We start from the raw sequence: 25,458 nt of genomic DNA on the forward strand, positions 1-25,458 counted from the left end.
GGTGAGTGGGACTGTTGTGGTGAGCTGGACTGCTGGGGGGAGAGGGACTGTTGTGGTGAGCTGGACTGCTGGGGGGAGCCGGACCGCTGTGGTGAGCGGGCTTGCCCCGCGTTGGGCTGCGCAGCGGCCCCAAAAAACTTGGGAGCGCTTCGCACTCCAACGCGGGGCAAGCCCGCTCACCACAGTAAGCCCACTCACCACAGTAAGCCCACTCACTACAACAAGCCCGCTCACCACAAAAAAAGCAGGCCATGACAAGGCTGCTCACCATAAGGGAGCGGTTTGCGCACCGCGATGGTGCAACAACAAACTTGAACTTCGCCATAGCCCGATTCTTCTAAGGGGTTTGAGCCCAGCAGGGAGCACGGATGTGCCCAGAATCATTTCACCCGACACCCCGGAAGCGAACCTGGCCGACCACAGCGAGCACAACGCCAAGATCTTTGGCTCGCCCAAGGACCGCCTGGACTTCTACCGTCGCGAAATCCAATACGAAACCACCATCCTCGCCAACCGCACCGATGCCTACCTGACGGCGCAGTCGTTTCTGGTGATTGCCTTTGTCTCCGGCATGGGCAACCTCAACCCCGAGTGGGGCAAGTTGTTCACCCTGGTGGTGCCGGTGTTCCTGACGCTGCTCGGCATACTCAGTTCCCTGAATGCCTGGCCGGGGATCCGCGCCGCGTACGAAATCATCGATCACTGGCACTACAAGCAGAGCGAACTGCTGCGCAGCGAGCCGGTGATGGGCATGGCCTACGATGAGTCGCCGCTGTTTTCCGAAATGGAGTCCTCCCATAAGGGCTATCGCAAGTCGCTGCTGTTCTCCATGCGTGCGCCGTGGCTGTTCATGGTGTTCTGGGTGTTGCTGGGGGCGTACGCGTTTTATATCCAGGTGGATAACCCGGGCTCTTAAGCAGTTGGAACTTCAGCGGCCGGCACGGGACCTTACCTTTACGCAGTCTGCGTTTTTTCCAAAGAGGTGACCCATGAGCACAGACAAAGACCCCCAGACCAGCAACCGTAACGACCCGGCAATCGACGGCGGCGAACCGGCCCCAGGCACGGCGGCCGATGCCCCGAAAGACCCGAAACCCGCCGCCGACCCCAAGGCCAGGGAAAACGACTACAGTCCAGACTTCAAGCCTGAGCGCGAGCCCAAGCCTGAAACCGATGCCGATATCGACACCCAAGGCGGTTAGAGGAGACGGTCATGTCCAAAGAACTGGAAGAAGAGCTCAACGATCCGGGCAATGAAGACCCGGGTTCCCTGATGGATGATGCAGAAGTACCGCTCAATGATCTGGATGACGCGACGGATGTGGGCAATACCGAGCGTCAGGACTGAGTTTTCGCCTGGGCACGTCGTTCATACCACGCGAGCATCGGCTGGGTACTCAAGCCATGAACGACGATGCTCAAGGCGATCACTGACAACGTCAGGTTCACCGCCACCGCGCTGCTGGTGCCGACAAGGCCATGGTTGAGCGCGTAGAACAGGTAGTAGATGCTGCCGATTCCGCGAATCCCGAACCAGCCCATCAGCCCGCGCTGCTGGCGATCGACCAGGCGACCCCAGGGCATTGCAAACACACTGACCGGTCGAATCACGCAGAACAGCAACGCCGCCAACGGCAATGCCCGCCAATCCCAATGACTGGCCAGCACGATGCCGAGCACCGTGACCAGGAACACTTCCATCGAGCGCTCCACCAGGCTGCCGAACGAGAGCATGTCGCCCATCATTACGCCGGCGGCGATCTGGGTCTCGGCCAGCTCGCTCACATCCCCTTGCAGAGCGTGCTCCGGTTCCACCTCAAGATGACCCACCACCGGCAGCGCCAAATGCTCCGAGGGCGTGTGGGAGTTGCCGGTTGACCTGAACTCTGCCTGACGCAGCCCGAGCCCGGCGGCGAATACGGACAGAAAGCCGTAACCCCCCACCGCTTCGGCCACCACGTAGGCCAGGGCGATCAGGGCGAGGGTCAGGTAGTCATTGGGGGAGAGCGTACTATCACTGTTGTTGACGCGTAGCCACAGGGTTGTGCGGCCAATGCCCCGGCCCATCCAGTAACCGATCAACAGCCCTGCCGGCACCGCCCACAGCAGGTTCTTCAACGCCCAACCGCCTAGCCAGTCACCGTCAAAGCCGCCGTGCTGCATGAAGACCAAGGCAAAAATCACAAAGGGAAAGGCCGTACCATCGTTCAACCCGGCTTCTCCGGACAAACCGAAGCGCAGCGCATCGTAATCCTGTGCATTATTGACCTGTACTAGGCCCGCCAGCACCGGGTCGGTCGGCGCGAGAATGGCACCCACCAGCAGCGACACCCCCCACGACAGTTCAAACACGTAATGCAGCGCCAGGCAGCTGCCGAGGATGGTCAACAGCATGACCGGCCCGGCCATGCCGAACGCGATGCGCCAGGTGCGATGGCCCAGGGGCAGGCGCAGTTTGAGCCCGCTGACGAACAGTGAAAACAGCACCGCGACTTCCGTGAGGTGCTCCATCCAGCGCGCAGATTGCTTGATGTCCAGGTGCAGCAGGTCCACGCCGAGGGGGCCGATGCCCACGCCCAGCAACAGGCACACCGCCGAGGTGGTCACCGGCATCCAGCGCAGGTAAGAGGAGGTGAGGGCAAGGGTCAGCAGCACTGCACCGAGGACGGCCATCCATAGAATAAAAGTCATCGGGAGGGTGTCCAGGGCCGTGGTCTATTCACGTTCGAGGCGTGTCGCTGACTGCAGGTTCAATGTGATTGCGTCGCCTTGAATTCATTGGCGATTGATCAGCAGGCGCTCCAAGTCTTCAGTAGGCAGCGGCCGGCTGAACAGGTAGCCCTGGATCTGATCGCAGCCGGCCTCCTTGAGGAACGCCAATTGCGCCTGGGTTTCCACACCTTCGGCCACCACCCGCAGGTTCAGGCTATGGGCCAACTCGATAATGGTACGGGTGATCGCGGCATCCTGGGGGTTGCTGGTGACCTCGCGGATAAACGCAATGTCGATCTTCAGCGTGTCGATGGGGAAGCGTCGCAGGTAGGCCAGGCTCGAATAGCCGGTGCCGAAGTCGTCAATGGAGATCTTCACGCCCATGGCGTGCAGGCGTTGCAGGCTGGCGATGGTGTGCTGGGTATTCTCCATCAGCGAGCCTTCGGTCAGTTCCACTTCCAGCCAATGGGGTTCGACGCCGGTCTCAGTGAGAATACGCGCGATATCGGCAATCAGGTCGCCCTCGATCAACTGATGGCCGGAGACGTTCACCGACACCTCGACGGCGCCAATCGCGCTGCGCTGCCACGTCGCAATCTGCTGGCACACGCTGCGGATCACCCAGCGCCCTACCTCCACGATCAAACCCAGGCTTTCCAGGACGGGCACGAACACCGCCGGCGATACCGCACCGTAGCCTGGGCGCTCCCAACGCAGCAGTGCCTCCAGGGCGCAGATCTGCCCGTCGGCCAAAGCGACTTTTGGCTGGTAGTGCAGGGTGAACTCATCGTGCTCCACGGCCTGGCGCAGGGCGTTTTCCAGGTCCTGGCGGGCCAGGTCGTGCACGTTCATGCGCGTGCTGTCACCGGCATGTTGGCGCAGTTGCTGCTCAAGCAACTGACTATGGCGCTTGAGTTGATCGCCATGGCTCTTGAGCCGCAGCAGGTTGCGCACCCGCAGCCACAGTTCGACCCGTTCCACCGGCTTGCTGATGAACTCTTCGGCACCGGTTTCCAGGCCACTGACCCGTGCACTTGACTCGCTGAGGGCCGACAGCATGATGATCGGAATACTCGCCGTGGCTGCGTCGCCCTTGAGCTGGCTGGCCACTTCGTAGCCGTCCATGCCTGGCATCATGATGTCCAGCAGGATCAGGTCAGGTGGCTGTTTGGCCACCAGTCGCAAGGCTTCCTCGCCGCTGGCCGCCGTGAGGGTCTGGTAGCCCTCATGTTGCAACAGGGTTTCCAGCAGCTTGCGAACCTGGGGTTCGTCATCAACGATCAACAGCGTTGCGGGTTGGCTGGCCATGGAGAGGACTCATCTGAGGGGGGCGAGGGTGGTGTGTTGCAACAGCGTGTCGATCACCTGGTACAGCTCTTTGTAGCGCAGCGGCTTACTGATGTAGGCATCGCAACCGGCCAACCGGGTCTTTTCACGGTCTTCCTTCATGGCCATGGCGGTGAGGGCAATCACCGGGATATGGGCGGTGTGCGGGTCCTGCTTGAGCAGCGCGGTAGCGGCCAGGCCATCCATGCCAGGCAGCTGGATGTCCATCAGGATCAACGCCGGTTGGGCTTCGCGGGCCAGGGTCAGGCCGCTCTCGGCGTCGGCGGCCCACACCACCGTGTGGCCGGCGTTGACCAGCAGCAGCCGGGCCAGGCGCATATTGGCCTGGTTGTCTTCGACGATCAGGATATGGGCCATTCAGCCTCCGTGCCCCGGTGGAGTGGCAGCCACACCACAAACCGAGCGCCCTGGCCTTCACGGCTGGCCACCGCAACACTGCCGCCATGCAGGTCAGTGAGTTGCTTGACCATTGCCAACCCCAGGCCAGTGCCTTCGAATTTGCGCGCCAGGCTGCTGTCGATCTGGCTGAAGGCCTTGAACAGCTTGCCCATATCGTCCTCGGCAATACCGATGCCGGTGTCACTGACGCTCAATTCGAGGAACTGCTGGTGGGCGCTGGGTTGCAGGGCAAACCCGTGCATCGGCCAATCGCCGGGCACTCGCCCGACCTGTGCGCGGGCCACTTGGCGCACCGCCAGGGTCACGGTACTGCCGTGGGCGCTGAATTTCACCGCATTGGCCAGCAGGTTGTAGATGATCTGCTTGGTCTTGCGCAGGTCCAGGGCCAGTGTGCCGAAGTCGCCCTGGCTTTCGAGCTTCAACTGGATGCGTTGCAGGGCGGCTTTTTCGCGCACGATCAACAGGCTGTTGGACAGCAGGCCCTCCAGCTCCACGGCTTCCAGCTCCAGGTCCATCATCCCGGCTTCGACCTTGGACAGGTCGAGAATGTCGTTGATCAGCGACAACAGGTGCTGGCCGCTGGTGAAGATGTCGCCGATGTATTCGCGCTGGGTCTCACTCATGTCGCCCACCAGCCCGTCCTTCAACGCCTCGGAAAAACCGATCACCGCATTCAATGGTGTGCGCAATTCGTGGGACATGGTGGCGAGGAACTCGGACTTCATATGGCTGGCATGTTCCAGCTCCAGGTTCTTTTCCTCCAGCGCGCGCTCAAAGCCTTTACGCTCGGCTTCTTCCTGTTTGCGTGCGGTGTTGTCGGTGCCGATCAGCAGGTAACCGATGATGGTGTCATGCCGGTTGCGCAGCGCCGTCACCGAGACCATGGCCGACAGGCGGCTGCCGTCCTTGCGAATATAGGTCAGCTCGTAAATATCCTCGATGCCGCGGGACGCCTTGAACACCAGCGCTTCGAAGCCCGGCGTGATCGGCGTGTCCAGCTCCAGGCTGAGGGCGGCGGCGCGGGTGATCAGTTCGGCGGGGTCGGAGATGTCGGCGGGGGTAATGCGGTTGAGGACATCGTCGGCGGCATAGCCGAGCATGCGTTCGGCGCCGACATTGAAGATCTGGATCACGCCCTTTTCATCGGTGGCGATGCTGGAGAAGTAGGCGCTGTTGAAGATTGCGTCTTGCAGGGCACCGGTTTTCAGCAGGTTTTTCTGGCGTTTGAATTCGACGATTTTTTCAGCCCGTGATTGGGCTTCAAGCGGTGGTCCAGTGACGGGTTTGTCCATGGCGGTGTTTTCCAGGCAGATCGGCCCGGCCGTGTCGATGACAGGGCCGCAGAGCATGCTCACAGAAAATCGCGTGGACGCGATGAGGAGGAGATGAGGTCCCCGGACAATAGCAGATACCGCCCGCACTACGGTATGGATACACTCAAACGAGTGTACGCCGACACAGGGCGGCGGGCCGCCCTGTTACCGGGCGGCGCGGCTTAGAGCATCACGCTGCTGATGACCTGGGTGCTGTCATCCGGGTCGATGACGCTGTGGAATCCCAAGGCCTGGTTCAACTCGCGCAACGGCGCATTGGTTGCCGCGTCGACCGTGTACATGCGTTTGAAGCCATTGGCGCGGGCCGCCGTCATCAGGTGCTGCATCAAAAGGCGCCCCAGGCCCAGGTGCTGCCAGGCATCGGCCACGGTGACCGCGCATTCGCATTCATCCGTCCTGGCCTCTGCATAGCGGGCCACGCCGATTTCGATCAACTGGCCGTTGTCGTGCACCAGGGCGATAAAGGCCAGGCGTTGCTGGTTATCGACATCCATCAATTGGTCCATCAGGGTCTTGCCGGGCTCGTTGATTTCGCCCAGGAAGCGCGCGTGCCGCGATTCACGGGACAGGCCCTTGATGAAGCTGTATTCCCGTTCACGGTCGTCGGCGCCGAGAGGGCGCACCAGTACATGGCGGCCATCGTCGAGCTGATCGATCCAGTACGGTTTCGGCAGTGCTGCGTAGGCGAGGGCGGCCTGCTGGTTACGTGCTTCGATAGGCATGGTGTGGGCTCCTGGCGGTCAGCATCGGGCAGCGGTGCCTTGTTCGATCATGCCCCTGGGAGCAGGGGCGCCATTGATCTGCATCAAGATGCCTGGCTGCCGGGCAGGGCAGGCGACGTTCGGTCATGCGCAGCGGCAAAGGGTTGACCATGATCAACGTTCGGCCCGCCGTCGCGGCGCAGTCTGGTCCCACCCCACATGCCCAGCAGGAGGTCACACCATGGCAACCATGAGAGCCGCTGTCTTCGTTGAGAAAAACCGCATCGTCCTCGAGGACAAACCGATCCCCGAAGTCGGCCCGCTGGACGCCCTGGTGCGGATCACCACCACGACCATCTGCGGCACCGACGTGCATATCCTGCGCGGTGAGTACCCGGTGGCCAAAGGGCTGACGGTGGGCCATGAGCCGGTGGGCGTCATCGAGCGGCTGGGCTCCCAGGTGCGCGGCTTCGTCGAAGGGCAACGGGTGATCGCCGGCGCGATCACGCCCAGCGGGCAGAGCTATGCCTGCCTGTGCGGCTGCGGCGCCCAGGACGGCCCCGACACCCGCCATGGTTTCCGTGCCGCCGGCGGCTGGAAATTCGGCAACACCCTCGACGGCTGCCAGGCCGAATACGTCCTGGTGCCCGATGCGCTGGCCAACTTGTGCCCGATCCCCGATGGCCTGAGTGACGAGCAGGTGCTGATGTGCCCGGACATCATGTCCACCGGCTTTTCCGGTGCCGAGCGTGGTGAGGTCAACATTGGCGACACGGTGGCGGTGTTTGCCCTCGGGCCGATCGGCTTGTGCGCGGTGGCGGGGGCACGGCTCAAAGGTGCGTCGATGATCATTGGGGTCGATGGCGTCAGCGAACGCATGGGCGTCGCCCGTGGCCTGGGCGCGACCCATATCGTCGACTTCAAGCAAGGCAACGTGGTCGAGCAGATCATGGCCCTGACCGACGGGCGTGGCGTGGATGTGGCGATCGAGGCGTTGGGCACCCAAGGCACCTTCGAATCGGCCTTGCGCGTGCTGCGTCCCGGTGGCCGCTTGTCCAGCCTTGGGGTGTACTCCAGCGACCTGCGCATCCCCTATGACGCGTTTGGCGCAGGCCTGGGGGATTACAGCATCGTCTCGACCCTGTGCCCCGGCGGCAAGGAACGCATGCGTCGCTTGATGGCGGTGGTCGCCAGCGGCGGGGTGGACCTGTCGCCGCTGGTGACCCACCGCTTCAAGCTCGACGACATCGAGGCGGCCTACGAACTGTTTGCCCATCAGCGCGATGGGGTGATGAAAGTCGCGATTACGCCTTGAAAGCCTGCGCGCAGAACACCCTGGTGCGCAGGCTGCCAAAACGTTAAAAATGCAAAAATTGCACTTTATGCGCTTGGTGAAACGTTTCTTCTAGCGACAAACGGGCTGCGCAAGCGCTTGCGTAAGTAAATGTATCTGATTAGAGTCGGTGGCAATCGGCTCTGATCAAAGGGGGCTGAACGACAAAAATAATAAAACCAGGAGCTCATTGATGAGCCTTGAACCCTTGCTCGAGATGCAGGGCATCAGCAAAACCTTCAACGGTTTGCGCGTGCTCAAGAATGTCGGCCTGAAGGTCTACCCCGGCGAAATCCACGCCTTGATGGGGGAGAACGGCGCCGGCAAATCGACCCTGATGAAAATCCTCTCCGGCGCTTACCAGGCCGATCCCGGCGGTGAAATCCGCATGGCCGGCCAGGCCGTCGCCACCTTTACCCCCGCCACCGCCAAAGCCCTCGGCATCGCCGTGATCTACCAGGAATTGAGCCTGTGCCCGAACCTGAGCGTGGCCGAGAACATCTACCTGGGCCGCGAACTGCGCCGTGGCTGGACCATCGACCGCAAGGGCATGCAAGCCGGTTGCGTCGAAGTGCTGCAGCGTCTGGGCGCCGAATTCACCCCGGCCACTAAGGTCAGCAGCCTGTCGATTGCCGAGCGTCAGCTGGTGGAAATCGCCCGGGCCTTGCACGCCCATGCCAGGATCCTGGTGATGGACGAACCGACCACGCCGCTGTCGTCGCGCGAGACCGACCGCCTGTTTGCGCTGATCAAGCAATTGCGCAGCCAGGGCCTGGCGATCATCTACATCAGTCATCGCATGGCCGAGATCTATGAACTGTCGGACCGTGTCTCGGTGCTGCGCGACGGCCAATACATCGGCGAACTGAGCCGCGACGCGCTGTCGGCCGAAGTCCTCGTGAAGATGATGGTGGGCCGCGATCTGTCCGGTTTCTACAAGAAGGAACACGCCGCCTACGACCCCGGTGCGGTGGTGATGCGTGTGCGTGACATGGCCGATGGCAAGCGCGTGCGTAATTGCAGTTTCGACCTGCATGCCGGTGAAGTGCTGGGTATCGCGGGGCTGGTCGGGGCAGGGCGCACCGAGTTGGCGCGGCTGATCTTCGCCGCCGATCCGCGCACCAGCGGCACCCTGGAAGTGGTGGGCAAGACCGTGACCCAACTGCGCAACCCGGCGGATGCGATTCGTGCCGGCGTGGTGTACCTCACCGAAGACCGCAAGGCCCAGGGCCTGTTCCTGGACATGAGCGTGGCCGACAACATCAACGTCTGCGCCTGTGTGCCGGATGCCCGTGCCGGTGGCGTACTTGACCGGGCTCACGCCGCGCAACGCTCGAATGACGCGATCAAGTCGCTGTCGATTCGCGTGGCGTCGGGCAAGGTCAATGTCGGCACGCTGTCCGGCGGCAACCAGCAGAAGGTCTTGCTGGCGCGGCTGCTGGAGGTCAAGCCGCACGTGCTGATCCTCGACGAACCCACACGCGGCGTGGACATCGGCTCCAAATCCGAGATCTACCGCATCATCAATCAACTGGCGCAGGCCGGCGTGGGCATCGTGGTGATCTCCAGCGAGCTGCCGGAAATCATCGGTACCTGCGACCGGGTGCTGATCATGCGCGAAGGCCAGTTGGTGGCCGAAGTCGGCGGGGCCTCCGGTCACGTCATCTCCCAGGAACGTATTATTGACCTCGCCACTGGTGGCGATCAGGTGGTTGCCCATGGCTGATTCGATGATTGCAACAACAGGCAAGGCCGAACGTGCCCGCGAACTGATGCGCACGGTCGGTATGTTGCCGGTGCTGATTTTGTTGCTGGTGGGCTTCGCCCTGGCCAGCGAGAACTTCCTGACCATGCAAAACCTGTCGATCATCACCCAGCAGGCCTCGGTCAACGTGGTGCTGGCGGCGGGCATGACCTTTGTGATCCTCACGGCGGGGATCGACCTGTCGGTGGGCGCGATCCTGGCGGCGTCGGCCGTGGTGGCGCTGCAGGCGTCGATGTCGCCGCAGTTCGGCATGTTCGGGATTGCGGCCGGTATCGGCTTCGGCCTGCTGCTGGGCCTGGTCAACGGTGGGTTGATTGCCTTCATGCGCCTGCCGCCGTTTATCGTCACCCTTGGCGCACTCACCGCCATGCGCGGCCTGGCGCGTCTGCTGGCGGATGACAAGACCGTGTTCAACCCCGACCTGCCGTTTGCCTTTATCGGCAACGACTCGATCCTCGGCGTGCCCTGGCTGGTGGTGATCGCCGTGGCGGTGGTGGCGCTGTCGTGGTTCATCCTGCGCCGCACGGTGATGGGCGTACAGATCTATTCGGTGGGCGGCAACCCCGAAGCGGCGCGACTCTCCGGGATCAAGGTGTGGAAGGTGCTGCTGTTCGTCTACGCCATGTCCGGCGCCTTGGCCGGTCTGGGTGCGGTGATGAGCGCCTCGCGCCTGTTCGCCGCCAACGGCCTGCAACTGGGGCAATCCTACGAGCTGGATGCGATTGCCGCGGTGATCCTCGGCGGTACCAGTTTTACCGGCGGCGTCGGCACCATCGGCGGCACGCTGATCGGCGCGCTGATTATCGCGGTGCTCACCAACGGCCTGGTGCTGCTGGGGGTGTCGGACATCTGGCAATACATCATCAAGGGCATTGTGATCATCGGCGCGGTCGCGCTGGATCGCTATCGCCAGTCCGGTGCGCGGACCTGATTTCACTCCCATAACAATCACAAGAGAGACCCGCATGAACCTTAAACGCATCTTTCCCGTCGTCGCCTTGGCTGCCCTGATGTCCCAAGCCGTAGAGGCCCGCGAACTCAAGGCCCTGGGCATCAGCATGGGCTCGCTCGGCAACCCGTATTTCGTGACCCTGGCCGATGGCGCCACGGCCCGGGCCAAAGAGCTGAACCCCAACGTCAAGGTCACCTCGGTGTCGGCCGACTATGACTTGAGCAAGCAGTTCTCGCAGATCGACAACTTTATCTCGTCCAAGGTCGACCTGATTCTGATCAACGCCGTCGACCCTTCGGCCATGGCCTCGGCGATCAAGAAAGCCCGGGATGCCGGCATCGTCGTGGTGGCGGTGGATGTGGACGCCAAGGGCGTGAATGCCACCGTGCAGACCGACAACGTCGAAGCCGGCAAGCTGGCCTGCCAATACCTGGTGGACAAGCTTGCCGGCAAGGGCAACGTGATTATCCAGAACGGCCCGCAAGTCACCGCCGTGACCGACCGCGTCAAAGGCTGTAAAGCCGCATTGGCCGGCGCGCCGGACATCAAGGTGCTGTCCGACGACCAGGACGGCAAAGGCTCCCGCGAAGGCGGCCTGAACGTGATGCAGGGCTACCTCACGCGCTTCCCGAAAATCGACGGCCTGTTTGCGATCAACGACCCGCAAGCCATCGGCAGCGACCTGGCGGCCAAGCAGCTCAAGCGCAGCGGCATTATCATTACCTCGGTGGATGGCGCGCCGGATATCGAGAACGCGCTGAAGACCGATACCCAGATTCAGGCGTCAGCCAGCCAGGACCCGTGGGCCATGGCGCAGACGGCGGTGAATGTCGGCAATGACCTGCTCAACGACAAGGCCCCGGCCGAAGCGGTGACCCTGCTCACGCCAAAACTGATCACCCGCGACAACGTCGGTACGTACAGCGGCTGGTCGAGTAAACATTGATAGCGTGAGAGGAACAGCGTCGTGGTGACCATGGATGACGTGGCAAGCAGGGCGGGGGTGTCGACGTCGACCGTGTCACACGTGTTGAACGGCACCCGCAAGGTCAGCCCGGCCACGGTGCTGGCGGTGCAGCGGGCGATCCAGGCGCTGGGGTATATCCCCAACACCCTGGCACGCTCGCTGGCGCGGTCGAGTACCAACACGATTGGCGTGGCGATCTCGGCGCTGTCCAACCATTACTTCAGCGAGACGGTGCACGCGATTGAAACCGAGTGCGCCAAGCACGGCTACATGATGCTGTTTGTCGACACCCACGACGACCCGGAGCAGGAGCTGCGGGTCGTCACGGCGCTGCATCACCGGCGGGTCGACGGTATTGTGCTGGCGCCGTCGAACGGCTCGATGGCCCTGGAATACATGCGCGCCAACGAGATTCCGGCGGTGCTGGTGGACCGCATGATGAGCGAGCAGTTTGACCAGGTCGGGGTGGAGAATGCCCAGGCCACCCAGGCCCTGATTGAACACCTGATCGGGCACGGGCACCGCCGCATCGGTTTTATCGCCGGGCGCACGGGTTTCAGTACTACGGATGAGCGGGTGGCGGGTTACTGCGCGGCGTTGCACGCGGCGGGGCTGGCCTTCGATCCGCAGTTGCTGGTCAACGGTGGCTCCAACACCGAACCGGCGCGCCAGGTCACGGCGCAGTTGCTGGGCCTGGCTTCGCCACCCACGGCGATCATGGCCGGCAATAACCTGATGACCCTCGGCGCGATGCACGCCTTGCGTGACGCGCAGCTTGAAGTGCCGAGACAAATGGCCCTGGTGGGGTTTGATGATTTTGACTGGGCGGATTTTTTCGTGCCGCGCTTGAGCCTGATCGCACAGCCGGTCAAGGCCCTTGGCGCCCGCGCGGTCGACCTGTTGCTGCAACGCATGGCGTCGCCTGACGCAGCGCCCCAGAGCGTGCGCCTGGCACCGACCCTGCAGTTACGTAACTCCTGTGGCTGTCATTGATGGGAATAACACACGCATGAACAGTCCTGTTTCCCTGGGCATTGACCTGGGCACGTCGGAACTCAAAGCCATCCTCATGGACGCCACGGGCGCGGTGCTGGCCCATGCCGGCGTGCGCTTGAGCGTGTCGCGCCGGCACAGCGGCTGGTCTGAACAGGCGCCGGAAGATTGGTGGCAAGCCTGCTTGCAGGCGTTGGCGCAACTGCGCGGACACGAGGCGTTTACCCGCGTGGCCTGTATCGGCCTGTCGGGGCAGATGCACGGCGCGGTGTTGCTGGGGGCGGACAACCGCGTGTTGTACTCGGCGATCCTGTGGGACGACTCCCGTGCAATGGCCGAAGCCGAACAGCTGGGGCCCGGCTTCGCCGACGTCACCGGCAGCCTGCCCATGGCCGGGCTGACCGCGCCGAAACTGCTGTGGCTGCAACGGCATGAGCCCGAGGTGTTCCAGGCGATTGATTGCGTGCTGTCGCCGAAGGATTACCTGCGCTTGCGTTTGAGTGGCGAGCGCATCAGCGAGATGTCCGACGCGGCGGGTACGTTGTGGCTGGATGTGGCGCGGCGGGCATGGTTTACCCCGATGGTTCGCGCTACAGGCCTTACGCCCGGGCAATTGCCCAGGCTGGTGGAGGGTGGTGCGGCGAGCGCGTTGTTGACGGCCACGGGACTGGGCCTGTCAGCTGAGGTGGTGATTGCCGGCGGTGGCGGTGACAACCCTGTGGCGGCGGTCGGCATCGGCGCGGTCAATGCCGGTGATGGCTTTATTACCCTTGGCACCAGCGCGGCCATTGTTGCGATCACCGATCACGCTGCAGGCAACCCGGCCAGTGCAGTGCACAGCTTCTGCCACGCGCTGCCCAACCGCTGGTACACCATGGGCGCCATGCTCGCCGGCGCCAGTTGCCTGCGCTGGGTCACACGGCTGACGGGTATGGCCGATGAGCAAACGTTGCTGGAGCAGGTGCAGGCACAATTGCCGATTGAGCAGCACGTGCCTTTGGAGACGCCGTTGTTCCTGCCGTACCTGGCCGGCGAACGCACACCCCACAACGATCCTTTGCTGCGCGGCGGCTTCATGAACCTGGGCCACGACTGCACACCGGCGATGCTCGGTTACGCGGTGATGGAAGGGGTGGGTTTCGGTTTGCTCGATGCGTTGCGCGCGGTGCAATCGACCGGCGCCGACGTGGGAGCCTGCGCCCTGGTGGGTGGCGGTGCGCGCAGTGAGTACTGGGCGCAGCTGCTGGCGAATATCCTGCAGCGGGAAATCTTCACCTTGCAGGGCAGTGAATTGAGCGCGTGTATTGGCGCGGCAAAGCTCGGGTTTGTGGCGATGGGGCAGGGGGCGGAGCTGCTCGCGGCGGGGATGCCGGTCAAAGCCCGGTACACACCTGACCTGACGCAGCAGCCGGTGTTGGCGGCGCGTTATCGCAAGTTTCAAAGTTTGCTGCCCGCCGCCAAGGCCCTTCACGACTAGGCTCCTGTGGCGAGCGGGCCCGTTATGGTGAGCGGGCCTGTTGTGTGGGGAACGGGCTTGCTGTGGTGAGTGAGCTTGTTGTGGTGAGCGGGCTTGCCCCGCGCTGGGCTGCGAAGCAGCCCCAATAAAGGCACCGCGTTTATCCAGGCATAGTGAGTAGTCAGGTTTAGGGGCCGCTTCGCGCCCCAGCGCGGGGCAAGCCCGCTCACCACAACAAGCCTGCTTGCCACCTCACCACAACAAGCCCGCCTGCCACAGGAAGCCTGCTCACCACACCAGGCCCACTTTCCACAGGAATCGGTGTGTTACGGTTCAGTCGTTGGTCAGCGGCGGCAAACGTCGCTTCACCGGGGTTTTCTTGACGATGGCGGTGTTGGTTTCGGCATAGGCATTGATCCGATCCAGCAGGCTGTCGAGATGGTCCATGGTGCGCACGTGCAGGCGTGCGATAAAGCAGTCTTCGCCGGTGACCTTGTCGCATTCGGTGAACTCCGGGATCGCCTGGATCTGCCGCTCCACCTCCTGCAATTTGCCGGGCAGGGGGCGGATGCGCACGATGGCTTGCAGCAGGTAGCCGAAGTGCCTGGGGTCGATGTCGACGGTGTAGTGGGTCAGCACGCCGCGTTCTTCCAGGCGGCGCAGGCGTTCGCCCACACTGGGCGAGGACAGCCCGGTGATGCCCGCCAGGGCCTTGAGGGATAACCGCGAGTCATCCATCAAAGCGGCGATCAGTTGCTGGTCGATCGTGTCAATCATGGTGTTCGCCTAATAAGAAAAGGTGATTGCGGGATTTTGCCTTTTTTAGTCACTGGAGCCGCGCACAAGCAGATTGCCATAATTGAGCCTCACTTGAGGAGCATCAATCATGGGTTCATCCCTCCGTCGCGGTTCGTGGGAAATGATCGCCGCCATGCTGATCTCGGGCACCATCGGCTGGTTTGTGCTGGTGTCCGGCGTGTCGGTGCTCGAAGTGGTGTTCTGGCGCTGCGTGATCGGCGGCCTGACCCTGTTGCTGGTGTGCGCGTTGCTCGGCTACCTTCGCCTGGACCTGCTCAGTTGGGCCACGTCCGGCCTGGCAATGCTCAGTGGCGTAGCGATCGTCGGCAACTGGTTGCTGCTGTTCGAATCCTATTCCCGTGCGTCGATCGCCATCAGTACGGCGGTGTACAACGTGCAGCCGTTCATGTTGGTGATGCTGGCGGCGCTGCTCCTCGGGGAAAAGATCACCGTGCAGAAACTGGCGTGGCTGAGCCTGGCGTTCCTGGGAATGCTGGCGATTGTCACGGCCCATGGCGATCAGCCAACCGGCGACGATTACCTTGCAGGCATTGCCCTGGCACTGGGCGCGGCATTGCTGTACGCGATTGCCGCACTGATCATCAAGCGTTTGAAGGACGTACCACCGCATTTGATGGCGTTGATCCAGGTGACCACCGGCGCAGTGTTACTGGCGCCCTTGGTGCCTTGGAACAGCTTGCCTGCCACCACCAACGCCTGGGCGGCATTGGTCACGCTCGGCGTGGTGCACACCGGCTTGATGTACGTGTTGCTGTATGGCGCGATCCAGAAACTGCCCACCGCCATCACCGGCGCACTGTCGTTTATCTACCCGATTGCGGCGATCTTCGTCGATTGGATTGCCTTCGGGCATCGCCTGGGTTGGCTGCAATGGCTGGGTGTGGCGGCGATCCTGCTGGCGGCGGCGGGGTTGCAGCGGGGCTGGTGGTGGCCCCGCTCCCACAGGGTCAGTGCGTGCCCTGAAAGATGATATTTTCCGGGTTGAAATGCTCCACCACACTGCCCGGCTGTGGCAACCCAAGGATATGCCCCTTGATCTTGCCCACCACGTGCATTTCGCAGGGTTTGCAGTCGAACTTCAACGTCAGCACTTCGTCGCCATGAATCAACTGCATCGGCGCGACCTTGGTCTTCACCCCTGTCACACCCTTGGCTTGTTTAGGGCACAGGTTGAAGGAGAAACGCAGGCAGTGCTTGGTGATCATCACCGGCACTTCGCCTTTCTCTTCATGGGCTTCAAAGGCTGCGTCGATCAGCTTCACCCCGTGACGGTGGTAGAAGTCGCGGGCTTTCTGGTTGTAGACATTGGCCAGGAACGACAGGTGCGCTTCCGGGTACACCGGCGGCGGCGTGGTCTCGGCCTTGCGCCCGCCACGGGGGTGGGCGGCAACACGGGCGGCGGTCAACGCTTCGATCACTTCGCGGCGCAATGCCTTGAGCTGCGAGTTGGGAATGAAGAGCGCCTGCGGTGCATCCAGTTCGATACGGGTGGCGTGATACTCGGTGGTACCGAGTTGGCCAAGCAGGTCGCGCAGGGTGTCCAGCGCCTGTTCCGGCTTGTTGGCCACGCCGAACGGGCCGGGCAGGGTGACGCTGGCGCAGATGCCTTCTTCGCTGGTCGCGGTGACGTCCAACTGCTCTTCACGCAAACGCGCGACCCATGACAGGCCGATACGGCGTTCGGCCGAGGTCTTGAGCAACGCCTGCTGCCAGTTGTGGTCGAGGTTGCGGTTCAGCGGGTGGTTCGGGCGCAACAGATGCAGGCCGGCCGGCATTTCATTCGGCTCGACGCGGTAGCGGTAGCGCTTCTCACCGTCTTCCTCGAACTCGCCCTTGGGCTCGGCGATGTTGGCGCGGAAACCCACCACTTCGCGCTTGACCAGCACATTGAGGCCGTCGCCGTTGGACAGCGGCTCATGGGTGATCACTTGCAGGTCACGCTTGCCGGCTTTTTCCACCATACCCACCGGCAAACCGGTGAAGGTCGGGGTGTCGAAGGCGCCGATGTCGATCTTGCGGTCGCTGACAAAGTAGTCGGTGCTGCCACGGTGGAAGGTTTTCTCCGGGTCGGGCAGGAAGAAATGCGCGGTACGGCCGCTGGACGCGCGGGCCAGGTCCGGACGGTCTTCGAGGATTTCGTCGAGGCGCTGGCGGTAATAGGCGGTGATGTTCTTCACATAGCCCATGTCCTTGTAGCGGCCTTCGATCTTGAACGAACGCACGCCGGCTTCCACCAGCGCGCGCAGGTTGGCGCTCTGGTTGTTGTCTTTCATCGACAGCAGGTGCTTTTCAAAGGCCACGACGCGGCCCTGGTCGTCTTTCAAGGTATACGGCAGGCGGCACGCCTGGGAGCAGTCGCCACGGTTGGCGCTGCGGCCATTTTGCGCGTGGGAGATATTGCACTGCCCGGAGAACGCCACGCACAGGGCGCCGTGGATAAAGAACTCGATGGCGGCATCGGTCTCGTCGGCGATGGCGCGGATTTCCTGCAGGTTCAGCTCGCGGGCCAACACCAACTGCGAGAACCCGGCCTGGTCGAGGAACTTGGCGCGGCCCAGGGTGCGGATGTCGGTCTGGGTACTGGCGTGCAGCTCGATGGGCGGGATATCCAGCTCCATCACGCCCAGGTCCTGCACGATCAGCGCGTCGACACCTGCGTCGTAGAGCTGATGGATCAGCTTGCGCGCGGCTTCGAGTTCGTTGTCATGCAGGATGGTGTTGATAGTCGTGAACACGCGGGCGTGGTAACGACGGGCGAATTCCACCAGTTGGGCGATATCGCTCACCTCGTTGCACGCGTTATGGCGCGCGCCGAAGCTTGGGCCGCCAATGTAGATGGCGTCGGCGCCATGCAGGATGGCCTCGCGCGCGATGGCGACATCGCGGGCAGGGCTGAGCAATTCCAGGTGATGCTTGGGCAAGGACATAGTTTTTTTAGTCAGGCTTGTCACGGTTGAGGCGCGCATTGTAGCTGTGAAATGCCTGACCGGCATTACTTCAGGCTTGAGCGGCCATCGCGGTGACTTCCACGCGCATGCCGTCTACCGCCAGTGCAGCCACGCCAACCGCCGCGCGCACGGGCCAGGGCTTGGCAAAGAAGCGTTTGTAGACCTCATTGAAGGCGGCGCGGTCGGCCATATCGGTCAGATAAATGGTTAGGTGCATGACCCGGTCCATGGAGCTGCCGGCTTTTTCCAGGGCCACTTTCAGTGCTTGCAGGGTGCATTCGCTTTGCAGGGTGATGTCACCCAGTTCCAGGCTGCCGTCGGCGCGGGTCGGGATCTGGGTGGAGACCAGGATGCCGTTGAAACCGACAACGTCGGAAGAAATCGAGTCGGCATCCGGATCGGGGGTGTAGGACAGGTCGTGGTTGGCCATGGGCGCCTCTTGTTGGCAATAACGGAAGGCGCCATGGTCCCCGAAAACAATCCCAGGGGCAAACCGCTGGCTTATACCCAGCGGCGGAACAACACGCTGGCATTCACGCCACCAAACCCGAAGCCGTTAGACAGCGCGTATTCAATCGCCATCGGCCGCGCGTCACCACGCACCATGTCCAGGCCCTCGGCCAGGTCATCCGGGTGTTCCAGGTTGAGGGTCACCGGTGCGACCTGATCGCGCAGGGCAAGTACGGTGAAGATCGCCTCGATGCCGCCCGCGGCGCCCAGCAAATGGCCGGTGGCGGACTTGGTCGAGCTGATCGCCAGGTGGCCACCGACACCGAATACGGTCCTGATGGCTGCCAATTCGCCCTTGTCGCCCACCGGCGTCGAGGTGGCGTGGGCATTCAGGTACTGCACCGCGGACGCCTCGATCCCGGCCTGACGCAACGCCTGCGTCATCGCCCGGCGTGCACCGTCGCCGTCTTCCGGGCCGGCGGTCATGTGGTAGGCATCGGCACTGGTGCCATAGCCCACCAGCTCGGCAATCGGCTGGGCACCGCGTGCCAGGGCGTGTTGCAGTTCCTCGATGACCAGGATGCCGGCGCCTTCGCCCATGACAAAGCCGTCACGCGCCTGATCGAACGGGCGCGAGGCGCGCTCGGGGGCGTCGTTGAAGTCGCTGGACAACGCCCGCGCCGCCGCAAAGCCGCCCAGGCTGACGCGGTGGATCGCCGCTTCGGCGCCACCGCACACCGCCACGTCCACTTCACCGGCACGGATCATCCGCGCAGCGTCGCCAATCGCCTGCACCCCCGCCGCACAGGCCGTGACCGGCGCTCCCAGCGGGCCTTTCAAGCCATAGTTGATCGACACATGCCCGGCGGCCATGTTGCTCAGGAACGATGGAATGGTGAACGGCGACAAGCGTCGCGGCCCCTTGCTGTCGGTGGTACGTACCGCCTCGGCGATGGCCGGAAAACCGCCGACGCCCGAGGCGATGATGGTGGCGGTGCGTTCCTGCTGCTCCACGGTGTTCGGTGCCCAGCCGGCCTGCTTCAGGGCTTCGTCGGCCGCAGCCAGTGCGAACAGGATAAAACGGTCCATCTTGCGCTGCTCTTTTGCGGCCAGCAGGCGATCAGGATCGAACCCGGCTTCAGGGTCCTGCAGCACGCTCTGCACTTGGCCGCCGATGCTGATAGCCAGGTCGCCGATCAGTTCTTCAGGCAGGCGACGAATGCCCGACTGCCCGTTCAACAGGCGTTTCCAGGTTGACTCCACGTCAGCGCCCAACGGTGTCAGCGCACCCATGCCTGTCACAACGATACGTTTACTCATGATCAATCGACTCCGGTTGCATTGAGGGTTCAGACTCTATGGACGTCACTATCATGATGAAAGTAACATGGCGTCACACAACTTTGCACCGGCCCCTAGGAACCTTTATGCAACGCAAGTCCCTGACCCGCGACGAATGCCCCATCGCCCGCAGCCTCGAACGGGTAGGGGAGTGGTGGAGCATCCTGATCATGCGCGACGCGTTGCAGGGGTTGCGCCGCTTCGATGAGTTTTCGCGCAGCCTGGGCATCGCGCCGAACATGCTCACGCGCCGCCTGACAGCGTTGGTGGAGGCGGGGATGCTGGAGCGCAGGGCCTACAGTGAGCGGCCGCCGCGCTATGAATATGTGCCGACCGCCAAGGGCGAGGATTTCCGCATGGTGCTGATGTCGCTGGTGGCGTGGGGCAACCGGCATTACGCCGAAGAAGGCACCAGTGTCGAGTTGGTCGAGCGGGACACGGGGCGGCCGGTGCAGCCGATGTTGGCGAGTGCAGAGGGACACATCGTGCCGTTGGAGGACTGTGTGTTGCAGGCCGGCCCGGCGGCCAGTACCGGTATGCGGGAGCGCTTGGCTTCGCTTGCCGCAAAGCCTTGAATCCTGCGGGCTCAAGCAATAATTTGACGCCAGAAAATAATCCTGCTGCGCCCCTTAAAGTCGCGTATTTCCCAGCCGATAGCGAGTCAAGACACAGGTTTTTCCGCACGGCTGAGGGCTCGTCATGTTCAATACAACACTCAAAACCGAACTGGCGGCCAGGACGGCCGAAGTCACCGAGTACAAAGGACTGATCAGCGCCCTGGAACGCTCCATGGCGGTAGTCGAATTCGACCTCAACGGCAAGGTCCTGCGTGCCAACGATAACTTCCTGAAAACCCTGGGCTACAGTCGCGACCAATTGGCGAGCAAATCCCACCGGGACTTTTGCTTGCCGGCGCTGACCAACAGCCCCGCCTACAGCCAGTTCTGGGGTGAGCTCAAGTCCGGTAAGTTCGTATCGGGCACCTTCAAGCGCGTGGATGCCCACGGCAAGACCGTCTGGCTGGAAGCCAGCTACAACCCGGTGCTGGATGAGCGTGGCCAAGTGCTGAAAGTGGTCAAGTACGCCCTGGATGTCACCGCCAAAGTCGAACAGGAGGCGGCGACCCGCAGCAAACTGGCCGCAGTGGATCGGGCAATGGCAGTGATCGAGTTCGACTTGAACGGTCAGGTGCTGGACGCCAACGAGAACTTTCTGCACGTCATGGGCTATACGCTGGCCGAAATCAAAGGCAAGCACCACCGCCTGTTTTGCGAACCCAGCCTGATCAACAGCAGCGAGTACACCGACTTCTGGCGACGCTTGAACAACGGTGAATTTTTCACCGGGCAATTCAAACGTCTAGGCAAGCATGGCCGTGTCGCGTGGCTGGAGGCCAGTTACAACCCGGTCTACGACGGCGACGGCACGCTGATCAAGATCGTCAAGTTTGCCAGTGACATCACTGAACGCGTGGAAAAGTTCGAGGAAGACTCACGCGGCGCCTCCCGGGCCTACCATATTTCCTCCGAGACCGAGCGGTTTGCCGAGCACGGTACCCAGGTGATCCAGGATACGGCGACAGAGATGCGCCGGATCGCCGAGAACATCGGCGCATCGGCGCGTCTGGTCGGGCAATTGGGCGAGCGCTCCGAGCAAATTACCGCCATCGTCAATACCATTCGAGGCATCGCCGACCAAACCAACCTGTTGGCCCTCAACGCGGCCATCGAGGCTGCCCGTGCGGGCGACCAAGGGCGTGGTTTTGCCGTGGTGGCCGATGAGGTCAGGCAGTTGGCGGGGCGTACCAGCCGCTCTACCGCGGAAATCGCCGAGATGATTGGCATGATCCTGTCGGAAACCCGCGACGCGGTGGCCAGCATGAGCTCCACCCAAGAGGGCGCGCAACGCGGTGTGAACCTGGCGGACCAGGCGGGTTCGGTGATTTTGCAGATTCGCACCAGCACCAGTGATGCGGTGCAGGCTGTGAGTATGTTTGCGTCGAAACTGGATGAGTCGGAAGTGATTCCGAAAACTGCCGTCGGCTGGGTAGGCTGATCGCGTTTTAGGCGTGGAGAGGGAGCCATTCCCTCTCCTGACAAAGCTCCCTTTACAGCAAGGTGAATGGGTAGTCGACGATCACCCGTAGCTCATTCAAGTCGCCATCGCGCTGGTCGGCGTTGGACGCCACGATGGCATCACGCACGCGCAACGACAGGTTTTTCGCCGGGCCACTCTGGATCACGTATTTGGCCTCCACGTCCGTCTCGTGATGGGCGCCGTCGGCACCGTAATCGCCGGCATAGGCGCTGTTGACCGGGGTGTGGGTGCCGTTGATGTCCGAACCGTTGATATAGCGGCTCATGAAACTCAACCCCGGCACGCCATAGCTGGCCATGTTCAAGTCATAACGAATCCCCCACGACTGCTCGCCCGGCCCGTTGAAGTCGCCCCACTGCACCGAGTTGGCCAGGAACACCGAATCGCCACCTTCACCCGCGCCGTTGTTACCGGTGCCGATGTAGTCAAAGGGCGTGTCGCCGTGCACCTTCTGGAACGACAGCGTCAGCGTGTGCGCCTGCAGGAACGAATAGGCCGCCGCCACCGAGTAGGTGGTGTTGTTGATCGCGCCGGCCTTGGCGGCGCCGGTGTCGAGGGTGCGGTACAGGTTGCCGTCCAGGGCCAGGGATTGGTCATGGGGAAGGGCGATGACGTAGTTGAGGTTGGTGTAGTACTGGCGCCAGATGTCTTCCAGTTCGCCGGCATACAGTGTCGCGCTCAGTGACGGGGTGAAGGTGTATTTGCCGCCGACAAAGCTCGCGCTGTTGGCCGCCACGTTGGCGTAGGTAGCGTAAATATCGTGGTCATGGTTGCTGGTCATGCCGCTGTTGGTGCTGGTGAAGTGCCCGGCTTCCAGGTCCAGTCCGCTGATTTCGCTGCTGGTGAGATCAAAGCCGGTGGCGGTCTGCGGCAGCAGGCGGGTGCCGCCGGTGGCGAAGACCGGCGCGGTGGGCTGCATGTCACCGAACTTCAACTGGGTCTTGGAAATTTTGAGTTTCACCGCAGCACCGACGGAACCGTAGGCATTCTCGGGATCGCCGTGCCGATCGGTCGGCAGGTCGCCGGTGCCGGCGTCCGCGTGGGTAGCGTCGAGTTTCAGCGCGCCGTAGGCGTAGGCATCCACGCCAAAGCCGAGGGTGCCCTGGGTGAAGCCCGAGGCGTAGTTGAGCATGGCGCCCTGGGTCCAGTCGCGGTTGTCGGCCTTGCCGCTCGCACGGTCGCGGTCGAAGTAATAGTTGCGCAACAAGCCGGTGACGCTGCTGCCGTCGATAAAACCCTTGGCATCGGCCTGGTCCGTGACGGACTCGGCAAACGCCACGGGGCTGATACTGGCGCACACCGCCAGCGCCAACAGGCTCCACTGTTTAATCATGTTATTAACTTCCCCGGAATAATGAACGCGCACAGAAACGCCGCACTGTCTGGCAGGCGTACACGCTTGTATGGGCAGAATTTTAAAGTGAGGCGTTACGGTTTCTTATTGTCTTCGACGGGTTTGCCGAAGCTGACTCCAGGCAGATTTTGCGCGGCCTGCAGGTGTGCCGGGGATGAAACTCGATTAATTAAACTTCACTATTTTTAATCGGCGGGAGGTGTAGCGTGGGGACTGTCTTAGCCGCTCTGCTTCGACAATACCCTTTGGTTGCCGCCGTAGTTGCTACGGCGGATTTTTTTCCATGGGGAGTTTTTAAGTTGAACTAACAAGGGCGAGGGCGCTGGAGTAATTGGCCCCTTACTCCACGCAGTTATTACTCTTCCACGTCCATGAACTCCTTGGCCCACGCCACGTAACTTTCAGGCAGCGTGTAGGTATGGGTCAGTTCCGTCGCACTGAGGTTCGAGGTGCTGTGGGTCAGCTGGCGCTGGGCACGGAGGCTGTCGTAAGTAGCCTTGATCGCCGCAAAGTACGCGCCATGGCCGGCAACCACCACGCGCACGCCCAAATCCGCCAAACGCTGGGCGTCGTTGAGCTTGGGATTGCCGTAGGTCACCAGCATCAGCGGCACGGTGAGGTTTTCCGCGATCTTCTCCAGGTGCTCGAAGTCGCTGACACCCACCATGCAGATGCCGTCGGCACCGGCTTTCTGATAAGCCCGGGTGCGCTCGATCACCGCTTCGGTGGACAACACGCCGGCGTTGGTCCGGGCGATGATCGACAGTTCAGGATCGACACGGGCTTCCAGGGCGGCGCGGACCTTGCCGATGCCTTCCTGGATGGAAATCAGGTCGGTGGATTTACGCCCGAATTGTGCAGGCAGCAGCGTGTCTTCAATCGTCAATGCCGCGACGCCGGCGCGCTCAAGCTCTTCGACGGTGCGCATCACGTTGAGTGCATTGCCGTAACCGTGGTCGGCATCGGCAATAAAAGGCAACTGGGCGACGCGGCCGATACGGGTGGCCTGCTCGACGAACTCACTCAGCGTGATCAAGGCAAAATCGGGCGCCGCCAATACCTGCAACGACGCGACTGACCCTCCCAGGATACCCACCTCAAACCCCAGGTCTGCCGCGATACGGGCGGACATGGGGTCGAATACGGAAGCGGTTTCAACGCAGCTCGGCTTGGCCAGCAATTCGCGGAAGTTGCGGCGCAGCGTCGAATGAGATTTTTTGGGCATGTTCTTTCCTGGCTCTGGTCATCGTCACGTGACGATCTATGTCTATTCGTGGTCGCGCGAGATTACCATGCAGGCGGGTCGGGGATTATGACGTTTGAGCATGGGGTATGCTGGAAACAGATGGTGCATGCCGGCCTTAAAATGCTTATTTCGCATTATTATAGAATTACGTTATGCATTATAAGAAGTTTACAGCGGCCGATCCGGTCCTTATGGTGTGGGCAGATTATTCCTGTGAACACTATCGAGACCGTACGCGCGGATCGACTTGAACGGCCTGACAAGGCATCTGGAGACGAACGTGCGTTACCTGACGAGACTGGCGGCCGGGTTGGCGGCCGTATTGCTGTGCCTGACCGCGAATGCGCAAACGCTGGTGGTGGGCGACCAAAGCTACAACGCCCAGGCCGCGATGGAAGCGGCGGGGGTGCTTGAAAACCTGCCCTATACCCTTGAATGGAAGCAGTTCACTGCCGGGTCGCCGGTTGCCGAAGCACTCAACGTCGGCAGCCTGGACATTGGCTTGCTGGGTGATGCGCCCGTGCTGTTCCTGGGCGCATTAGGCGCGCCCATCAAAGTGATTGCGGTCAGTCGGCAAAATCTCGACGGCGTGGCCATTCTGGTGAAAAAGGATTCGCCGATCAGGAGCCTTGCGGATCTCGCGGGCAAACGTGCGGCCATCTGGAAAGGCTCCTGGAGCCAGCAACTGCTGTTGACTGCGCTGGATAAAGCCGGCGTGCCACGAGACTCACTGGAGTTGCGCTACCTCAGCGCGCTGGACGCCTCCCATGCGTTGGAAGGCGGTTCGGTGGACGTTATCGCCACCTGGGAACCTTACGTTACGCAGCAGGAACGCCAAGGTGCGCGGGTGCTCGCGACGGCTGACGGATTGATTCCGGCCCAGAGCTTCATTGCAGCCAACGCCCGTGCCGTCGAAGCCAAGCGTGTGCAGATCAGCGATTTTCTCCTGCGCCTGAAAAAGGCGCGTGACTGGGCTCGCCAAACCCCGGCCAACACCGACGCCTATGCCGATGCGTGGGCCAGGCGTACGCGTGCGGACGCCGGTATAGCGCGCGCCTGGTTTGCCCGCGCGCGCACCACCGTCGAGCCGGTGACTGCCCAGTCGCCAGCAGAGGCGCAAAAAACCGTGGACTTTTTTGCTGGCCAAGGGCTGGTCAAACCGTACCCGGCAGCCAATCTGTTCGATCAGTCATTCGCGGCGTCCTTGCAGCCAGCCGTCGCTGATAACCAGCCGTGAGGCGTCA

Annotated in this window: 23 protein-coding genes and 2 pseudogenes; 14 read left to right on the top strand and 11 right to left on the bottom strand. The window is 62.3% G+C overall.

Features of this window, described 5'->3' with window-relative positions:
• Nucleotides 1–370: 370 nt before the first annotated feature.
• The 3 genes from V3W40_RS26335 (at nucleotide 371) to V3W40_RS26345 (ending at nucleotide 1,348) form a co-directional block, all read left to right on the top strand.
• A complete protein-coding gene (locus V3W40_RS26335; protein ID WP_027605795.1) occupies nucleotides 371–916 on the top strand; it encodes a hypothetical protein in 546 nt (181 codons plus the stop codon).
• Nucleotides 917–989: 73 nt separating this feature from the next.
• Nucleotides 990–1,202 carry a hypothetical protein gene (locus tag V3W40_RS26340; RefSeq protein WP_065927576.1) on the top strand — a complete coding sequence of 71 codons (213 nt, stop codon included), beginning with the start codon at nucleotides 990–992 and terminating at the stop codon, nucleotides 1,200–1,202.
• An 11-nt stretch (nucleotides 1,203–1,213) separates the two neighbouring features.
• The gene (locus tag V3W40_RS26345) at nucleotides 1,214–1,348 is read left to right on the top strand and encodes a hypothetical protein (RefSeq protein ID WP_330215923.1); all 135 of its coding nucleotides are present in this window, start codon (nucleotides 1,214–1,216) and stop codon (nucleotides 1,346–1,348) included.
• Here V3W40_RS26345 and V3W40_RS26350 read toward each other — a convergent pair.
• From V3W40_RS26350 to V3W40_RS26370, 5 genes are all read right to left on the bottom strand, one after another.
• Nucleotides 1,339–2,691, bottom strand: coding sequence for a cation:proton antiporter (locus V3W40_RS26350; RefSeq protein WP_065946713.1), 1,353 nt, complete (start codon nucleotides 2,689–2,691; stop codon nucleotides 1,339–1,341). The two genes, V3W40_RS26345 and V3W40_RS26350, sit on opposite strands and share 10 nt — an antisense overlap.
• An 84-nt stretch (nucleotides 2,692–2,775) precedes the next feature.
• Nucleotides 2,776–4,020, bottom strand: a complete 1,245-nt coding sequence (locus tag V3W40_RS26355) for an EAL domain-containing response regulator (protein WP_330215924.1) — start codon at nucleotides 4,018–4,020, stop codon at nucleotides 2,776–2,778.
• Nucleotides 4,021–4,029: 9 nt separating this feature from the next.
• The gene (locus V3W40_RS26360; protein WP_330215925.1) at nucleotides 4,030–4,416 is read right to left on the bottom strand and encodes a response regulator; all 387 of its coding nucleotides are present in this window, start codon (nucleotides 4,414–4,416) and stop codon (nucleotides 4,030–4,032) included.
• A complete protein-coding gene (locus V3W40_RS26365) occupies nucleotides 4,401–5,750 on the bottom strand; it encodes a sensor histidine kinase (RefSeq protein ID WP_330215948.1) in 1,350 nt (449 codons plus the stop codon). The genes V3W40_RS26360 and V3W40_RS26365 overlap by 16 nt, the downstream gene beginning before the upstream one ends.
• Nucleotides 5,751–5,953: 203 nt before the next feature.
• Entirely contained in the window at nucleotides 5,954–6,514 is a 561-nt protein-coding gene (locus V3W40_RS26370) for a GNAT family N-acetyltransferase (RefSeq protein WP_330215926.1), read from the bottom strand.
• Nucleotides 6,515–6,734: 220 nt separating this feature from the next.
• Between V3W40_RS26370 and V3W40_RS26375 the strand changes: the two genes are divergently transcribed.
• The 6 genes from V3W40_RS26375 to xylB all read left to right on the top strand — a co-directional run bounded on the left by V3W40_RS26375 (nucleotide 6,735) and on the right by xylB (nucleotide 13,980).
• Entirely contained in the window at nucleotides 6,735–7,808 is a 1,074-nt protein-coding gene (locus V3W40_RS26375; RefSeq protein WP_145338115.1) for an NAD(P)-dependent alcohol dehydrogenase, read from the top strand.
• A 211-nt stretch (nucleotides 7,809–8,019) separates the two neighbouring features.
• Nucleotides 8,020–9,552 (top strand): sugar ABC transporter ATP-binding protein, encoded by a 1,533-nt coding sequence (locus V3W40_RS26380; RefSeq protein WP_137211932.1) that lies wholly within the window; start codon nucleotides 8,020–8,022, stop codon nucleotides 9,550–9,552.
• Nucleotides 9,545–10,522, top strand: a complete 978-nt coding sequence (locus V3W40_RS26385; RefSeq protein WP_027605811.1) for an ABC transporter permease subunit — start codon at nucleotides 9,545–9,547, stop codon at nucleotides 10,520–10,522. The genes V3W40_RS26380 and V3W40_RS26385 overlap by 8 nt, the downstream gene beginning before the upstream one ends.
• Before the next feature lie 34 nt (nucleotides 10,523–10,556).
• A complete protein-coding gene (locus tag V3W40_RS26390; RefSeq protein ID WP_330215927.1) occupies nucleotides 10,557–11,489 on the top strand; it encodes an ABC transporter substrate-binding protein in 933 nt (310 codons plus the stop codon).
• Between the two features lie 21 nt (nucleotides 11,490–11,510).
• Nucleotides 11,511–12,503, top strand: a complete 993-nt coding sequence (locus V3W40_RS26395) for a LacI family DNA-binding transcriptional regulator (protein ID WP_330215928.1) — start codon at nucleotides 11,511–11,513, stop codon at nucleotides 12,501–12,503.
• 16 nt (nucleotides 12,504–12,519) lie between these two features.
• A complete protein-coding gene (gene xylB / locus V3W40_RS26400; RefSeq protein ID WP_330215929.1) occupies nucleotides 12,520–13,980 on the top strand; it encodes a xylulokinase in 1,461 nt (486 codons plus the stop codon).
• A gap of 312 nt (nucleotides 13,981–14,292) precedes the next feature.
• Here xylB and V3W40_RS26405 read toward each other — a convergent pair whose 3' ends face one another.
• Nucleotides 14,293–14,736: an Lrp/AsnC family transcriptional regulator gene (locus V3W40_RS26405; protein WP_027605815.1), complete on the bottom strand. Its 444-nt coding sequence runs from the start codon at nucleotides 14,734–14,736 to the stop codon at nucleotides 14,293–14,295.
• Nucleotides 14,737–14,845: 109 nt separating this feature from the next.
• On the opposite strand from V3W40_RS26405, the gene V3W40_RS26410 reads away from it, so the two are divergent.
• The gene (locus tag V3W40_RS26410) at nucleotides 14,846–15,748 is read left to right on the top strand and encodes a DMT family transporter (protein WP_330215930.1); all 903 of its coding nucleotides are present in this window, start codon (nucleotides 14,846–14,848) and stop codon (nucleotides 15,746–15,748) included.
• Here the strand turns inward: V3W40_RS26410 and V3W40_RS26415 are convergent.
• The 3 genes from V3W40_RS26415 to fabF all read right to left on the bottom strand — a co-directional run bounded on the left by V3W40_RS26415 (nucleotide 15,726) and on the right by fabF (nucleotide 19,496).
• A complete protein-coding gene (locus V3W40_RS26415; RefSeq protein WP_330215931.1) occupies nucleotides 15,726–17,705 on the bottom strand; it encodes a peptidase U32 family protein in 1,980 nt (659 codons plus the stop codon). The two genes, V3W40_RS26410 and V3W40_RS26415, sit on opposite strands and share 23 nt — an antisense overlap.
• Nucleotides 17,706–17,775: 70 nt before the next feature.
• Nucleotides 17,776–18,156: a RidA family protein gene (locus tag V3W40_RS26420; RefSeq protein ID WP_027605818.1), complete on the bottom strand. Its 381-nt coding sequence runs from the start codon at nucleotides 18,154–18,156 to the stop codon at nucleotides 17,776–17,778.
• A 71-nt stretch (nucleotides 18,157–18,227) separates the two neighbouring features.
• The gene (fabF, locus tag V3W40_RS26425) at nucleotides 18,228–19,496 is read right to left on the bottom strand and encodes a beta-ketoacyl-ACP synthase II (protein ID WP_330215932.1); all 1,269 of its coding nucleotides are present in this window, start codon (nucleotides 19,494–19,496) and stop codon (nucleotides 18,228–18,230) included.
• 107 nt (nucleotides 19,497–19,603) lie between these two features.
• On the opposite strand from fabF, the gene V3W40_RS26430 reads away from it, so the two are divergent.
• From V3W40_RS26430 to V3W40_RS34910, 3 genes and pseudogenes are all read left to right on the top strand, one after another.
• Nucleotides 19,604–20,092 carry a winged helix-turn-helix transcriptional regulator gene (locus V3W40_RS26430; protein WP_065927563.1) on the top strand — a complete coding sequence of 163 codons (489 nt, stop codon included), beginning with the start codon at nucleotides 19,604–19,606 and terminating at the stop codon, nucleotides 20,090–20,092.
• A gap of 124 nt (nucleotides 20,093–20,216) precedes the next feature.
• A pseudogene (locus tag V3W40_RS34905) lies at nucleotides 20,217–20,984 on the top strand (PAS domain-containing protein); the annotation flags it as partial.
• A gap of 111 nt (nucleotides 20,985–21,095) precedes the next feature.
• A pseudogene (locus V3W40_RS34910) lies at nucleotides 21,096–21,572 on the top strand (methyl-accepting chemotaxis protein); the annotation flags it as partial.
• Between the two features lie 52 nt (nucleotides 21,573–21,624).
• Here V3W40_RS34910 and V3W40_RS26440 read toward each other — a convergent pair.
• Together V3W40_RS26440 and V3W40_RS26445 are read right to left on the bottom strand one after the other, a co-directional pair.
• The gene (locus V3W40_RS26440) at nucleotides 21,625–22,947 is read right to left on the bottom strand and encodes an OprD family porin (RefSeq protein ID WP_330215933.1); all 1,323 of its coding nucleotides are present in this window, start codon (nucleotides 22,945–22,947) and stop codon (nucleotides 21,625–21,627) included.
• A gap of 376 nt (nucleotides 22,948–23,323) precedes the next feature.
• Complete coding sequence (locus tag V3W40_RS26445) at nucleotides 23,324–24,193, bottom strand: isocitrate lyase/PEP mutase family protein (protein WP_065927560.1); 870 nt, start codon at nucleotides 24,191–24,193, stop codon at nucleotides 23,324–23,326.
• A gap of 301 nt (nucleotides 24,194–24,494) precedes the next feature.
• Between V3W40_RS26445 and V3W40_RS26450 the strand changes: the two genes are divergently transcribed.
• Nucleotides 24,495–25,451, top strand: a complete 957-nt coding sequence (locus V3W40_RS26450; protein ID WP_065927559.1) for an ABC transporter substrate-binding protein — start codon at nucleotides 24,495–24,497, stop codon at nucleotides 25,449–25,451.
• The last annotated feature ends 7 nt before the right edge of the window (nucleotides 25,452–25,458 follow it).

This window comes from Pseudomonas sp. AM8 (assembly GCF_036346475.1).
GTDB classification, from domain to species: domain Bacteria; phylum Pseudomonadota; class Gammaproteobacteria; order Pseudomonadales; family Pseudomonadaceae; genus Aquipseudomonas; species Aquipseudomonas marginalis.